Here is a 13,330-nt window from a genome sequence, read left to right as displayed (position 1 = left end):
AGTGGTCGTTAGAGCCTTTATCCTGAACTGTAGGATGAAAATACTGCTGATCTGTCGCTGGATAAACCGTACCGCTACACCCCATGCTGGCGTATCAAAAAATAAGGAGAAAGACCATGCAGCTTGCGTTTCATCAGGTCGATGCGTTCAGTGACCGGCCATTCGGCGGCAACCCGGCGATGGTCTATCGGCTCGACGGCTGGCTTGCCGACGACCTGATGCAGAAGATCGCCGCCGAACATAATCTGGCTGAAACTGCGTTCCTGGTGCGTGAAGGCCAGCATTGGCATATCCGCTGGTTCACCCCCACCACTGAAGTCCCGCTGTGCGGACACGCCACGTTGGCCAGCGCCTACGTGCTGTTCGAGGTCTATCACGAAACCGTCGAGCGCCTGGATTTCATCTGCCGCTCCGGTTCCTTGAGCGTGACGCGCGAGGGGGATCGGCTGTGGCTGGATTTTCCGGCCGTCGTGCCTGCCGAGTTGGGCGCGTCCCTGGCCGTGCAGAATGCTTTGGGCGTCGAAGCGGTGGATGTGCTGAGTTCCAACGAACTGTTCGTGGTGCTGGAGTCGGAGCAGGCGGTGCTCGATTGCAAACCGGACATGGCGGCCTTGGCAAAACTGCCCTGGCCCGGTGCTATCGTCACCGCGCCGGGGAGCAAGCATGATTTTGTCTCGCGCTATTTTGCTCCGGCGATCGGCATCAACGAAGACCCAGTGACCGGCTCGACCCATTGCAGCCTGATTCCATACTGGTCCAAGCGCTTGGGCAAGCACGGGCTGACGGCTTACCAATGCTCGGCCCGGGGCGGGGCGTTGTTCTGCCGATTGGAGGGTGAGCGGGTTAAGATCGGCGGACATGCGACGTTGGTGGCCAGTGGGACGTTGACTCTGCACTCAAGCCAATGAGATCAACTGTGGGAGCGCGCTTGCTCGCGAAGGCGTCGGCACATCCAACATCACCACAAACCGACCCACCGCTTCGCGAGCAAGCTCGCTCCCACATGGGATCGCGGGTGTTCACAGCATCTGCACACGACCCAAAAACCTGTGGGAGCGAGCTTGCTCGCGATAGCGATGGGGCAGCGTGCATCGGTGCTGAATGTGCCCGTTCCCACAATGGTCAGCTGGCGGTGCTATGGCGCCGCACACTGCTGTCCACCGGCGGGATATGCGCCGCGGTGCTGCCTGAAGCCTGGAACAGCACCAGGTGTTCAGCCGCCACGCGGATGCCGACATTGGCGCCGACCTGATGGTCGGCATGGCTGGGGAAGATCGATTCCAACTGCGCGCCTGTCGGTAATTGCAAGCGATACAAGGTTGAAGCGCCCAGGAAGGTCTTGCCGACGATTCTGGCGGTGAGCGGGCTGTCCGGTGCGTAGACGATATCGTCCGGGCGCAGCAGCACGTCCACCGCTCCGCCGATCGGCCAGGTGTAGGCCCGGTTGCCGCGCAGGATGCCCAACTCGGTCTGTACCGATTCCGGGCTGTCGAGTTGGCCGCGAATGAAATAGCCCTGGCCAATGAAGCTGGCGACAAATGGCGTCAGCGGTTCGTGATACAGGTTGTAGGGCGTGTCCCATTGTTCCAGGCGACCTTCCCTGAAAACGCCGACATGGTCGCTCACGGCGAAGGCTTCTTCCTGGTCGTGGGTGACCAGGATCGCGCTGGTGCCGCGGGCCTTGAGAATGTCCCGCACTTCATGGCTGAGCTTGCGGCGCAACTCGCCATCGAGGTTGGAGAACGGCTCATCGAGCAACAGCAACTGCGGTTCCGGCGCCAGCGCACGGGCCAGGGCCACGCGCTGTTGCTGGCCGCCGGACAGTTCATGGGGAAAACGCTGGCCCAGGTGTTTCAGGTTGACCAGTTCCAGCAACTCTTCGACGACGCGGTCCTTGTCCGGATGCTTGCGAATGCCAAAGGCAATGTTCTGTGCCACGCTCAGGTGGGGGAACAGGGCGTAGTCCTGGAACACCATGCCGATGCGGCGCTTTTCCGGGGCGAGGGTGAAGCCGGCACGGGAGATGGTTTGCCCGGCCAGTTGGATCTCACCCTCGTGCACCGGCTCGAAGCCGGCGATGGCGCGCAACGTCGTGGTCTTGCCGCACCCGGACGAACCGAGCAGGCAACCGATATCACCGGCATTGAGGTGCAGGTTCAGGTTCTGCACGACACGCTGGTCCTGGTAACCGCAGGCCAGGTTGTGCAGGTTCAACAGCAGGGCGTGGCTCATGCGTGGTGATACGCCGGCTCGACCAGGAACTCGAGCAAAGCCTTTTGCGCATGCAGGCGGTTCTCGGCCTGGTCCCAGGCTACCGAACGTGGGTCATCCAGCAGGTCCATGCTGATTTCCTCGCCCCGGTGGGCCGGCAGGCAGTGCATGAACAACACCTGGGCATCCGCCAGGTCGAGCAGGGCCCGGTTGACCTGCAGTGGCGCGAACAGCGCCAGGCGCTTGGCGGTTTCTTCTTCCTGGCCCATGGAGGTCCAGACGTCGGTGCTCACCAGGTGCGCACCGGCCACGGCCTGTTTCGGGTCACGGACGATGGACACCCGGTCCCCGGCCTTGGCCAGCAACTCGGCATGGGGGTCAAAACCTTCGGGACAGGCAATGCGCAGTTGGAAGTCGAATTGAATCGCCGCTTCTATATAGCTGTTGCACATGTTGTTGCCATCGCCGATCCAGGCCACGGTCTTGCCCTGGATCGAGCCTCGGTGCTCGAGAAATGTCTGCATGTCGGCCAGCAACTGGCAGGGGTGCAGGTCGTCGGACAGGCCGTTGATCACCGGTACGCGGGAATGGGCGGCGAACTCGGTCAGGTTGCTGTGGGCGAACGTGCGGATCATCACCGCGTCCAGCATGCTCGACATGACGATGGCGCAATCGCCGATGGGTTCGCCACGGCCCAGTTGGGTATCGCGAGGCGACAGGAAAATCGCCTGGCCCCCCAGTTGGATCATGCCGGCTTCGAAAGAGATGCGAGTGCGGGTCGATGACTTCTCGAAGATCATCCCCAGCACACGGTTTTTCAAGGGCTCGAACAGTACGCCGCGATTACGCAGGTCCTTGAGCTCCACGCCTCGACGGATCACGCCGAGCAACTCATCGGGCGTGAAATCCATCAGGGAGAGAAAGTGCCTTGCGCTCATGATTGACTACCTTTTTGTAACGGACCGCAGATGCTCAAAGCCTTGTTTAATGAAAAAACGGGCGAGACCTGCGGCAAAAGCCGCACGGGGCGACGAAATAGGGGAAGGCGCGATCTTATAATTAAATGTCGCGTCTTACCAATAGGGCTACGGTTTTTGGGGATTTCAGCGAGGCCATCACGCGAATGCGATGGCATGTTTGGAGCCGGTTTCCTGACAGCAGCGGTCCATTTGTACACTGGCGTTGCTCGCCTTGGCAATCAAGCGCGGCGGGCATGCCATGGTTGATGGTCGGTTTATGTCGTGTCATCCCTTCCTTGCGCCTGTCTGCTGGTGGTTGTGAAACATTTCCTAATGCAAAAGGCCTGGGTTATAAATGAGCCACAGCGGCACAGGAGCCCGAAATGGATTCGAAAGAGCAACAATTAATGGAATTGCTGGGGCTGACCGCACGCTCGCTGACACACCTGACGGCTTCTGTGACCTCCATGTCATTCGAATTGCTGCGCAGCGATGATGAAGTGACCAAGGCCGCCGGCCGTCGGATGATCGACCGCATGGCCACGATCAGCAGCGGCCTCGACGAGCATTGGCGCTTGATTGGCGAGCTGACCGGCGTACCCATCGCCCAGGAACAGGTAGAAACCGTCGAGGAAATCCAACTGCTGGCACCGCCTCCCGAGCAGCCCTGACGCCAGTCATCGGTGGGCCTGATGCCCGGCGATTCACAGGACGAACGTCGCTGGCGCTGCCGGGAATCGCGCGCCATAGTTTTGTTCCCGCGGCCGAAAGTGCCCGCCACGAATAAAACAGAGACTGGCCATGACCAAGACTCTCCACCACCGTGCGTGCCACCTGTGTGAAGCCATCTGTGGCTTGACCCTCGAAACCACCGAAACCGAAGGCCAGGGCCTGGCGATCACCTCGATCAAGGGCGATGCGCTGGACACCTTCAGCCGCGGTCACATCTGCCCCAAGGCAGTGGCCCTGCAAGATATCCAGAATGATCCGGACCGCCTGCGCCACCCCATGCAGCGCATCGGCAACGAATGGCAACCCATCGCCTGGGACGATGCCTTCGCGTTGGTGGCCGAGCGCCTGGCGGATATCCAGGCGCGCCACGGCCAGAACGCGGTGGCGGTCTACCAGGGCAACCCCAGCGTGCATAACTATGGGCTGATGACCCACAGCAACTACTTCCTGGGCCTGTTGAAGACCCGCAGCCGTTTCTCGGCGACCTCGGTGGACCAACTGCCCCATCATTTGACCAGTCACCTGATGTACGGCCACGGCCTGCTGCTGCCGATTCCGGACATCGACCACACCGACTTCATGCTGATCCTGGGCGGTAATCCACTGGCTTCCAACGGCAGCATCATGACCGTGCCTGATGTGGAAAAGCGCCTCAAGGCGATCCAGGCCCGTGGCGGCAAAGTGGTGGTGGTCGATCCGCGCCGCAGCGAAACGGCGGCCATTGCCGACCAGCATGTCTTTGTCCGCCCGGGTGGCGATGCCGCGCTGCTGTTTGGCTTGCTCAACACCCTGTTCAGCGAAGGCCTGACCCGTGACAGCCATCTGCCGGTGGACGGCCTGGACGAGGTGCGCGCGGCTGTTTGCTCCTTCACCGCTGAAGCGATGAGCCCGCTCTGTTCGGTGCCGGCCGTGCAGATCCGCCAATTGGCCCGGGACTTTGCCGCCGCGCCGTCAGCGGTGTGCTATGGACGGATGGGGGTGTCGACCCAGGCCTTCGGCACGCTGTGCCACTGGCTGATCCAGGTGATCAACCTGGTGACCGGCAATCTTGATCGGGTGGGCGGCGCGCTGTGCACCGAGCCGGCGGTGGACTTGGTGGCCACCACCTCAGGTGGGCATTTCAATCGTTGGCAGAGCCGGGTATCCGGGCGTCCCGAGTACGCCGGGGAACTGCCGGTGTCGGCCCTGGCCGAGGAGATGCTCACCGAGGGCGAAGGCCAGATTCGTGCGCTGGTCACCGTGGCCGGCAACCCCGTATTGTCCACCCCCAATGGGCGGCAATTGGAGCAGGCCCTGGACGGCCTGGAGTTCATGGTCAGTGTCGATTTGTACATCAACGAAACCACGCGTTACGCCGACCTGATCCTGCCCTCGACGTCGGCCCTGGAAAACGATCACTACGACACTACGTTCAACCTGTTCGCGGTGCGCAACGTGACCCGTTTCAACCGGGCGATCCTGCCCAAGCCCGAGGGCGCGCTGCACGACTGGGAAATCTTCGTCGGCCTGGCCAAGGCCTTCGCCGCCCGGACCGGCAAAGCGCTCAAACCGACCATGCCGCCCGCGCAGATGATCGATTTCGGCCTGCGCAGCGGTGCGTATGGCGATGCCTCGCCGCACAAGCTGTCCCTGGCGACCCTGTTCGACCATCCCCATGGCATCGACCTTGGAGCACTCAAGCCCAACCTGGCCCCGCGGTTGAAAACCGAAAACCAACGGGTGCAGGCCGCGCCGGCGGTGGTTCTTGCCGACCTTGCGCGCTTTGCCGCGTTGCAGGCGCCAAAGCCGGATGAGCTGCTGATGATTGGCCGCCGCCATGTGCGCAGCAATAACTCCTGGATGCATAACTTCCATCGACTGGTGAAGGGCAAGCCGCGCCATCAATTGCTGATGCACCCGGACGACCTCGCCTCTCGCGGCCTCGTCGACGGGCAGCGGGTGACCGTCAGTTCGCGGGTAGGGGCCATTGAAGTCGAGGTGCTGGGCAGCCTGGACATGATGAAAGGCGTGGTCAGCCTGCCCCACGGCTGGGGCCATGCCCGACCGGGCGTGCAGATGACCATTGCCAGCGGGCAGCCAGGCTCCAGCGCCAATGACCTGACCGATGATTGTCAACTCGATGAGCTATCCGGTAACGCGGCGCTCAACGGTGTACCGGTCAAGGTGGCGGCTGCGTAGAATTGTCTCTGAGCAGCACGTTCTGCTTTCCGTTACAATGCGCCACCGTGTCGACAACTGACGTCGCAAAGTTTAAGCCGAGGTGCTCCGTGGATATCATCGAAACGATTAAAGACCAGATTGCCAACAACACCATCCTGCTTTACATGAAAGGCTCGCCGAACGCGCCACAGTGCGGCTTCTCGGCCAAGGCTGCTCAGGCTGTGATGGCGTGTGGCGAGAAGTTCGCCTACGTGGACATCCTGCAGAACCCGGAAATCCGCGCCAACCTGCCCAAGTACGCCAACTGGCCAACCTTCCCGCAATTGTGGGTGGGTGGTGAGTTGATCGGTGGTAGCGACATCATGACCGAGATGGCCGCTGATGGCTCCCTGCAAACCACGATCAAGGCAGCGGTAGAAAAGGCGGCGGCGAACAAGGCCGAAGCCTGATCCGCGATGATCTGTGTTTGCCACGCATGATGGGGTGAACGCGGACGTGTGGGAGCGGGCTTGCTCGCGAATGCGATGGATCAGTTGGCACTTCTTTACCTGACTCACCGCATTCGCGAGCAAGCCCGCTCCCACAGTGGTTTTGGGTAGGACCTGGGAATCCAGGCAATAAAAAGCCCCGCCTCTCGAAAGAGGGCGGGGCTTTTTAGTGGCTTGCTGTCGGGGAAGGTTACTCTTCGCCCATCTGCGATTGCAGGTAGTTCTCAAGACCGATTTTGTCGATCAGACCCAGTTGGGTTTCCAGCCAGTCGATGTGCTCTTCCTCGGATTCGAGGATATCTTCCAGCAGTTCACGGCTACCGAAGTCGCCAACGCTTTCGCAATGAGCGATAGCGGCCTTCAGGTCGGCATGGCCGGTGCGCTCGATGCGCAAGTCGCATTCCAGCATTTCCCGGGTGTGCTCGCCGATGTGCAGCTTGCCCAGGTCCTGGACGTTTGGCAGGCCCTCGAGGAACAGGATGCGCTTGATCAGCTTGTCCGCGTGCTTCATCTCGTCGATGGACTCGTGGTACTCGTGCTTGCCCAGCTTGTTCAGGCCCCAATCCTCGTACATGCGTGCATGCAGGAAGTATTGATTGATCGCGACCAGCTCATTGGCAAGGATCTTGTTGAGATGCTGGATGACTGTAATGTCGCCTTTCATGATGAGGCCTGCCCTGTAATAGCTGTGTATAGGGCGGAGTTTGAGCCGCGCATTTATCAGTGTCAAACCTAAGTTATTGAATAATAAATGAAAATTAATCGGAATAAGAATGTTTGTGTTCCGCGTCTGGACGCTAACCATTTGATTTACAGACATAAAAAAACCGGACATTGAGTCCGGTTCCTTGAAAAGCTGTCTTTACGCGGCAGTAAATTCTACCGGGTAGGGGATCGAGGCCTGTGCCGTCTGCACCTTGGCGAGGGTTTCACGCACCACTTCCTTGGCCAGGCAGGCACATTTGCCGCATTGACTGGCTACGCCGGTGGCCTGGCGGACTTCACGATAGCTGCAGCAACCTTCATAGATCGCTTCGCGGATTTGTCCGTCGGTGACGCCAGTGCAGAGGCATACATACATAAGTGAGAACCGTCGCTGGTTGTGACTCAATTGAGACGGATCTTAATGTTAACGAGAATGATTGTCAAAGTGGTTTCTCAAGGTCTTGCGTCAGGGCGAGGTCAGGCTGACGAACGGTTTTATCCAGGAGGGTGACGGGGAGGGACAGCGATTTTTCGATGCCACCGAAAAACCGTTGAAGACAGTCCAAATGCGCGGTGTATGATGGTCGGCCCTTGCAAGCGGGTTCGTGTCACAGGGCTGTCGCCTGAGGGTGGCAGGCTGGCCCGGACCGTGTTTTCACGCTATTACATCAGGAGATATCCAATGAGCGTACTCGTAGGCAAACAAGCCCCGGACTTTACCGTTCCAGCCGTCCTCGGCAACGGTGAGATCGTCGACAGCTTCACCCTGTCCTCGGCCATCAAAGGCAAATACGGCCTGGTGTTTTTCTATCCACTGGACTTCACCTTCGTCTGCCCGTCCGAGCTGATCGCACTGGATCACCGCATGGATGATTTCAAGGCGCGCAACGTTGAAGTGATCGCGGTTTCGATCGACTCGCACTTCACCCACAACGCCTGGCGCAACACCCCGATCAACAATGGCGGCATCGGCCAAGTGAAATACACCATGGCTGCCGACATGAAGCACGAAATCGCCAAGGCCTATGACGTTGAGTCCGAAGGCGGCGTGGCCTTCCGTGGCGCGTTCCTGATCGACGACAAGGGCGTTGTCCGTTCGCAGATCATCAACGACCTGCCGCTGGGTCGTAACATGGAAGAGCTGATCCGTCTGGTCGATGCGCTGCAATTCCACGAAGAGCACGGCGAAGTCTGCCCGGCCAACTGGAAAAAAGGTGACAAAGGCATGACCGCATCGCCTGAAGGCGTTGCCGCTTACCTGGGCGAGCACAGCGACAAGCTGTAAGCGCAAAGGCATAAAAAAACCGGCCCTCGATGGGCCGGTTTTTTTATGGGTGTTCAACCAGATCATCGGCTGAAACACAGAGCCTTGTGGCGAGGGGATTTATCCCCGCCGGGCCGCGAAGCGGCCCCAAACCTGCCAATTGAGTTTGCCTGGCTCACCTTTCTGGGACTGCCGCGCAGTCCAACGGGGATACATCCCTCGCCACAAGTGAGCCAAGCCAGGTTGATGTCAGTCGTCGAAATCCTGCCAGCCACCCATTTCTTTCCAGCGATTGACGATGCCGCAGAACAGCTCGGCGGTCTTCTCGGTGTCGTAGCGGGCCGAGTGAGCCTCGCGGCCATCGAAATCGATGTCGGCCGCCTGGCACGCTTTCGCCAGGACGGTCTGGCCGTACGCCAGGCCAGCCAGGGTCGCGGTGTCGAAGCTGGAAAACGGGTGGAACGGGTTGCGCTTCATGTCCAGGCGCGCGACGGCGGCGTTGAGGAAGCCCAGGTCGAAGCTGCTGTTGTGGCCGACCAGGATCGCTCGCTTGCACCCGTTGGCCTTCAGCGCCTTGCGCACGCCACGGAAGATGTCGGTCAGGGCCGTTTCTTCACTGACTGCCATGCGCAACGGGTGATCGAGCTTGATCCCGGTGAACTCCAGGGCCGCCGCTTCGACGTTGGCGCCTTCGAACGGCTCGACACGGAAGAAGTAGGTGTGGTCAGGGAACACAAAGCCTTTTTCGTCCATGCCGATGGTGGTCGCGGCGATTTCCAGCAAGGCGTCGGTGGCGGAGTTGAAACCACCGGTTTCTACGTCGACGACGACCGGCAGGTAGCCACGGAACCGCGCGGCCATGGGGTGACGGGCGCCGCCCGAACCACCGTTGCCGTCCAGTTCGTCGTCGAAATGATCTTCACTCACGCGTTTTCCTCCAGCAGGCGCCAGCGCAGTTTTTCACCGGCGCGCAGCGGGATGACAGCCAGATCGCCGAAAGGCAGGCTGGCGGGGGCGGTCCACTCATCGCGAACCAGGGTAATACGATCGGTGTTCACCGGCAGGCCATAGAAACGTGGGCCATGCAGGCTGGCGAAGCCTTCGAGTTTGTCCAGCGCGTTGCGCTGTTCGAAGGCTTCGGCGTACATCTCGATGGCGGCATAGGCGGTGTAGCAACCGGCGCAACCGCAGGCCGCTTCCTTGGCGTGCTGGGCGTGGGGTGCGGAGTCGGTGCCGAGGAAAAACTTGGCACTGCCGCTGGTGGCGGCGTCCAGCAAGGCTTCCTGGTGGGTATTGCGCTTGAGGATCGGCAGGCAATAGAAGTGCGGCCGGATCCCGCCCACCAGCATATGGTTGCGGTTGTACAGCAGGTGATGGGCGGTAATGGTCGCGCCGACGTTGGCCGGGGCCTCGTTGACGAACTGCACGGCATCGCCGGTGGTGATGTGTTCGAACACCACCTTGAGGGTCGGGAAGCGCTCCACGACGCGGCGCATGTGCTCGTCGATGAAGATTTTCTCGCGGTCGAATACGTCTACGTCGCCCCGGGTAACTTCACCATGGATCAACAACGGCATGCCGACTTCGGCCATGACTTCCAGCGCCGGGAAGATCTTGTCGATACTGGTGACGCCGGAATCGGAGTTGGTGGTGGCACCGGCCGGGTACAGCTTGGCGGCATGGACGAAGCCGCTGGCCTTGGCCTCGCGGATTTCTTCGGGCTGGGTGCGGTCGGTGAGGTAAAGCACCATCAACGGTTCGAAGCGGCTGCCAGCCGGGCGTGCGGCGAGGATACGCTGGCGATAGCCGTCGGCTTCGGCGGCGTTGCGCACTGGCGGAACCAGGTTAGGCATGATGATTGCGCGCCCGAAGGTGCGCGCGACATCGGCGACGGTATGGGTCAACACAGCACCATCGCGAAGATGAATATGCCAGTCGTCGGGACGCAGCAGGGTCAGGCGGTCGGACATTGGGGGGCTTCCAGGCGGGTCAAACTGTGGGAATGCTACCGGAAAAGACCGATTCAGGCACCCGCTATCAAGTTCTGGCGCAACTTACCGATAGCTCCTACAGGTGTGCCACGAATCCGTGTAGTGCGCCGGACAGGCGTCATGCCCTCGGCATGCGTCGATCTTTGTATAAAAGTCAGTGGAGCCTCCCGTGCGCCAGCGTTATCTAGCCTTGCTCAGTGTGTTTGCCAGCCTTCCCGCCATGGCGCTCACTTTCCAGACCCGTCTGGAGAGCATTGAGTGGACGGTCGAAGGCGACAAGTTCGAGTGCCGGCTGAGCCAGCCGATCACTGATTTTGGCAGTGGCGAGTTCGTGCGCCGGGCGGGCGAACAGGCCACGTTCCGTCTCAAGGCTTATAACCCGATGCTGGGCGGCGGTTCGGCCACCCTGCTGGCGGCCGCGGCGCCGTGGCAACCGGGGCGCGGCGACATCAACCTGGGTTCAGTCAGGATCGGCAGTGGCGACGTATTGTTCAACAGCTCCCAGGTCCAGGCCGGGCGCCTGATCAGTGGGCTGATGGAGGGGCGCAGCCCCGTGGTACGCCGCAACAGCGAGGACGGGCGGGTTTCGGAAGTGCGTCTGCTGCCGGTGCGCTTCAGCAAGGCGTTCAATGACTACCAAGGCTGTGTGGCGAAACTGTTGCCGAAGAATTTCGAGCAGGTGAAACAGACGCAAATCGGTTTTCCTGGCGAAGCGGTCGATCTCGATGCCCACGCCAAGGCTCAGTTGCAAGTGATGCTCGACTTCATCAAGGCCGATCCGAGCGTCAATCATGTCGAGCTTGATGGTCACTCCGATAACAGCGGCAACCGCCTGACCAATCGCGAACTGTCTCGCCGTCGGGCGCTGGCGGTCCAGGACTTCTTCAAGGCCAATGGTTTCCAGGAGTCGCAGATTACCCTGCGTTTCCACGGCGAGCGCTATCCCCTGGTGCCTAACACCAACGCTGCCAATCGCGCCAAGAACCGTCGCGTGGTCGTGCGCCTCGAGCGCGTGGCGGCTAGCCAGGCACCGGCACCCCAGGCACCCCAGGCACCCGCCGCGCAGCCGGCGCCCGCTGCCGGTCCTGCCAAGCCACCGGCGCCAACCGCGGCGCCGGCCAAGACACCGGCACCCACACCCGTCGGGGCAACGGCGCGGACCTCCTGATTGGATTTTACCGTCGCGCCGTCGACATAATCTGTCGCTTCGTCGTCATAAGCTGTCGCGCCTCTGTAAATTATCCGCGCTGGACGTTAGACTTCCCGGCTTTCCGTACAACCCGTGGAGTGATGGCATGGCGGACGTAAACAAGGTCGTTCTGGCGTATTCCGGCGGCCTGGACACTTCGGTGATCCTCAAGTGGCTGCAGGACACTTATAACTGCGAGGTGGTGACCTTCACCGCTGACCTGGGGCAGGGCGAAGAGGTCGAGCCTGCACGCGCCAAGGCCCAGGCCATGGGCGTCAAAGAGATCTACATCGATGACCTGCGCGAAGAGTTCGTCCGCGACTTCGTGTTCCCGATGTTCCGCGCCAATACCGTTTACGAAGGCGAGTACCTGCTGGGTACGTCCATCGCCCGTCCGTTGATTGCCAAGCGCTTGATCGAAATCGCCAACGAAACCGGCGCCGACGCCATTTCCCACGGCGCCACCGGCAAAGGCAACGACCAGGTGCGTTTCGAGCTGGGTGCCTATGCCCTCAAGCCGGGCGTGAAAGTCATTGCCCCGTGGCGTGAATGGGACCTGCTGTCCCGTGAAAAACTGATGGATTACGCCGAGAAGCACGCGATCCCGATCGAGCGTCACGGCAAGAAAAAATCCCCGTACTCGATGGACGCCAACCTGCTGCACATCTCCTATGAAGGCGGCGTGCTGGAAGACACCTGGACCGAGCACGAAGAAGACATGTGGCGCTGGACCGTCTCCCCGGAGAAGGCTCCCGATACTCCGCAATACCTGGAGCTGACCTATCGCAACGGCGATATCGTCGCACTGGACGGCGTGGAAATGACCCCGGCCACCGTGCTGGCGACCCTGAACCGCATCGGCGGCGAGCACGGCATCGGTCGCCTGGACATCGTCGAGAACCGCTATGTCGGCATGAAGTCCCGCGGCTGCTACGAAACCCCGGGCGGCACCATCATGCTGCGCGCCCACCGGGCGATCGAATCGATCACCCTGGACCGCGAAGTGGCTCACCTCAAGGATGAGTTGATGCCCAAGTACGCCAGCCTGATCTACACCGGCTACTGGTGGAGCCCTGAGCGTCTGATGCTGCAACAGATGATCGACGCTTCCCAGACCAACGTGAACGGTGTCGTGCGCCTGAAGCTGTACAAGGGCAATGTGATCGTGACCGGGCGCAAGTCCGACGACTCGCTGTTCGACGCCAACATCGCGACCTTCGAAGAAGACGGCGGTGCCTACAACCAGGCCGATGCGGCCGGTTTCATCAAGCTCAACGCCCTGCGCATGCGCATCGCGGCGAACAAGGGTCGCAAGCTGTTCTGACCCTGGTTATCAAAAAAAACGGCCTGCCTTGAGCAGGCCGTTTTTTTTGCCCTCTGTTCTGTACGTACGGCCTGCTGGTGGCGGCGCTGCCTCTTCATTCATCCTGCCCGTGGGCCGCGAGGTCTGCGTGGTGGTAGATGACGTACACGATGATGCTGGCGTGCTTCAAATGCACTGATCGACAGGGCTCGATCGGGCGCTGGGATTGGCGGCACAGAATGCAAAGGGTGTCTGGCGGTTCATGCCTGGATCGATGAAGGGTTGCCCGCCGCCGAGGGTCCTTGCCCGACCGGCACGGCAGTCGTTT

At 60.9% G+C, this 13,330-nt stretch carries 13 protein-coding genes; 7 read left to right on the top strand and 6 right to left on the bottom strand.

The window, feature by feature from the left end:
* Positions 1 to 116: 116 nt before the first annotated feature.
* Positions 117 to 908, top strand: coding sequence for a PhzF family phenazine biosynthesis protein (locus ACMTA2_RS25805; protein WP_413792335.1), 792 nt, complete (start codon positions 117 to 119; stop codon positions 906 to 908).
* A 214-nt stretch (positions 909 to 1,122) separates the two neighbouring features.
* Here the strand turns inward: ACMTA2_RS25805 and ACMTA2_RS25800 are convergent, their stop codons facing one another.
* The gene (locus tag ACMTA2_RS25800) at positions 1,123 to 2,232 is read right to left on the bottom strand and encodes an ABC transporter ATP-binding protein (RefSeq protein WP_413792334.1); all 1,110 of its coding nucleotides are present in this window, start codon (positions 2,230 to 2,232) and stop codon (positions 1,123 to 1,125) included.
* The gene (argF, locus tag ACMTA2_RS25795) at positions 2,229 to 3,149 is read right to left on the bottom strand and encodes an ornithine carbamoyltransferase (protein WP_413792333.1); all 921 of its coding nucleotides are present in this window, start codon (positions 3,147 to 3,149) and stop codon (positions 2,229 to 2,231) included. The genes ACMTA2_RS25800 and argF overlap by 4 nt, the downstream gene beginning before the upstream one ends.
* Before the next feature lie 404 nt (positions 3,150 to 3,553).
* Between argF and ACMTA2_RS25790 the strand changes: the two genes are divergently transcribed.
* From ACMTA2_RS25790 to grxD, 3 genes are all read left to right on the top strand, one after another.
* A complete protein-coding gene (locus ACMTA2_RS25790; protein ID WP_413792332.1) occupies positions 3,554 to 3,841 on the top strand; it encodes a hypothetical protein in 288 nt (95 codons plus the stop codon).
* 130 nt (positions 3,842 to 3,971) lie between these two features.
* Positions 3,972 to 6,080, top strand: coding sequence for a molybdopterin oxidoreductase family protein (locus ACMTA2_RS25785; RefSeq protein ID WP_413792331.1), 2,109 nt, complete (start codon positions 3,972 to 3,974; stop codon positions 6,078 to 6,080).
* 89 nt (positions 6,081 to 6,169) lie between these two features.
* On the top strand, positions 6,170 to 6,511 hold the full coding sequence (grxD, locus tag ACMTA2_RS25780; RefSeq protein ID WP_413792330.1) for a Grx4 family monothiol glutaredoxin: 342 nt from the start codon (positions 6,170 to 6,172) through the stop codon (positions 6,509 to 6,511).
* A gap of 229 nt (positions 6,512 to 6,740) precedes the next feature.
* Here the strand turns inward: grxD and bfr are convergent, their stop codons facing one another.
* Entirely contained in the window at positions 6,741 to 7,214 is a 474-nt protein-coding gene (bfr, locus tag ACMTA2_RS25775) for a bacterioferritin (protein ID WP_053124544.1), read from the bottom strand.
* 198 nt (positions 7,215 to 7,412) lie between these two features.
* A complete protein-coding gene (locus ACMTA2_RS25770) occupies positions 7,413 to 7,631 on the bottom strand; it encodes a bacterioferritin-associated ferredoxin (RefSeq protein WP_003178704.1) in 219 nt (72 codons plus the stop codon).
* Positions 7,632 to 7,937: 306 nt separating this feature from the next.
* On the opposite strand from ACMTA2_RS25770, the gene ACMTA2_RS25765 reads away from it, so the two are divergent.
* Entirely contained in the window at positions 7,938 to 8,540 is a 603-nt protein-coding gene (locus ACMTA2_RS25765) for a peroxiredoxin (RefSeq protein ID WP_042729349.1), read from the top strand.
* 228 nt (positions 8,541 to 8,768) lie between these two features.
* Here the strand turns inward: ACMTA2_RS25765 and rnt are convergent, their stop codons facing one another.
* Together rnt and pyrC are read right to left on the bottom strand one after the other, a co-directional pair.
* On the bottom strand, positions 8,769 to 9,446 hold the full coding sequence (gene rnt / locus ACMTA2_RS25760) for a ribonuclease T (RefSeq protein WP_003204947.1): 678 nt from the start codon (positions 9,444 to 9,446) through the stop codon (positions 8,769 to 8,771).
* A complete protein-coding gene (pyrC, locus tag ACMTA2_RS25755; protein WP_413792329.1) occupies positions 9,443 to 10,489 on the bottom strand; it encodes a dihydroorotase in 1,047 nt (348 codons plus the stop codon). The genes rnt and pyrC overlap by 4 nt, the downstream gene beginning before the upstream one ends.
* Positions 10,490 to 10,679: 190 nt before the next feature.
* Between pyrC and ACMTA2_RS25750 the strand changes: the two genes are divergently transcribed.
* A complete protein-coding gene (locus tag ACMTA2_RS25750) occupies positions 10,680 to 11,678 on the top strand; it encodes a flagellar protein MotY (protein WP_413792328.1) in 999 nt (332 codons plus the stop codon).
* A 127-nt stretch (positions 11,679 to 11,805) separates the two neighbouring features.
* Positions 11,806 to 13,023: an argininosuccinate synthase gene (locus ACMTA2_RS25745; protein WP_134925528.1), complete on the top strand. Its 1,218-nt coding sequence runs from the start codon at positions 11,806 to 11,808 to the stop codon at positions 13,021 to 13,023.
* Positions 13,024 to 13,330 lie beyond the last annotated feature (307 nt).

The organism is Pseudomonas medicaginis, from assembly GCF_965119365.1.
Taxonomy (GTDB): domain Bacteria; phylum Pseudomonadota; class Gammaproteobacteria; order Pseudomonadales; family Pseudomonadaceae; genus Aquipseudomonas.
Note: the sequence above shows the minus strand (reverse complement) of the source record. Positions and strands in the feature narration are given on the sequence as shown.

Bases quoted from the DNA above. Each gene is read 5' to 3' on its own strand.
- argF (WP_413792333.1), bottom strand. From the start codon at position 3,149: ATGAGCGCAAGGCACTTTCTCTCCCTGATGGATTTCACGCCCGATGAG.
- ACMTA2_RS25765 (WP_042729349.1), top strand. From the start codon at position 7,938: ATGAGCGTACTCGTAGGCAAACAAGCCCCGGACTTTACCGTTCCAGCC.
- ACMTA2_RS25800 (WP_413792334.1), bottom strand. From the start codon at position 2,232: ATGAGCCACGCCCTGCTGTTGAACCTGCACAACCTGGCCTGCGGTTAC.
- ACMTA2_RS25790 (WP_413792332.1), top strand. From the start codon at position 3,554: ATGGATTCGAAAGAGCAACAATTAATGGAATTGCTGGGGCTGACCGCA.
- ACMTA2_RS25805 (WP_413792335.1), top strand. From the start codon at position 117: ATGCAGCTTGCGTTTCATCAGGTCGATGCGTTCAGTGACCGGCCATTC.
- ACMTA2_RS25745 (WP_134925528.1), top strand. From the start codon at position 11,806: ATGGCGGACGTAAACAAGGTCGTTCTGGCGTATTCCGGCGGCCTGGAC.
- ACMTA2_RS25785 (WP_413792331.1), top strand. From the start codon at position 3,972: ATGACCAAGACTCTCCACCACCGTGCGTGCCACCTGTGTGAAGCCATC.
- pyrC (WP_413792329.1), bottom strand. From the start codon at position 10,489: ATGTCCGACCGCCTGACCCTGCTGCGTCCCGACGACTGGCATATTCAT.
- bfr (WP_053124544.1), bottom strand. From the start codon at position 7,214: ATGAAAGGCGACATTACAGTCATCCAGCATCTCAACAAGATCCTTGCC.
- ACMTA2_RS25770 (WP_003178704.1), bottom strand. From the start codon at position 7,631: ATGTATGTATGCCTCTGCACTGGCGTCACCGACGGACAAATCCGCGAA.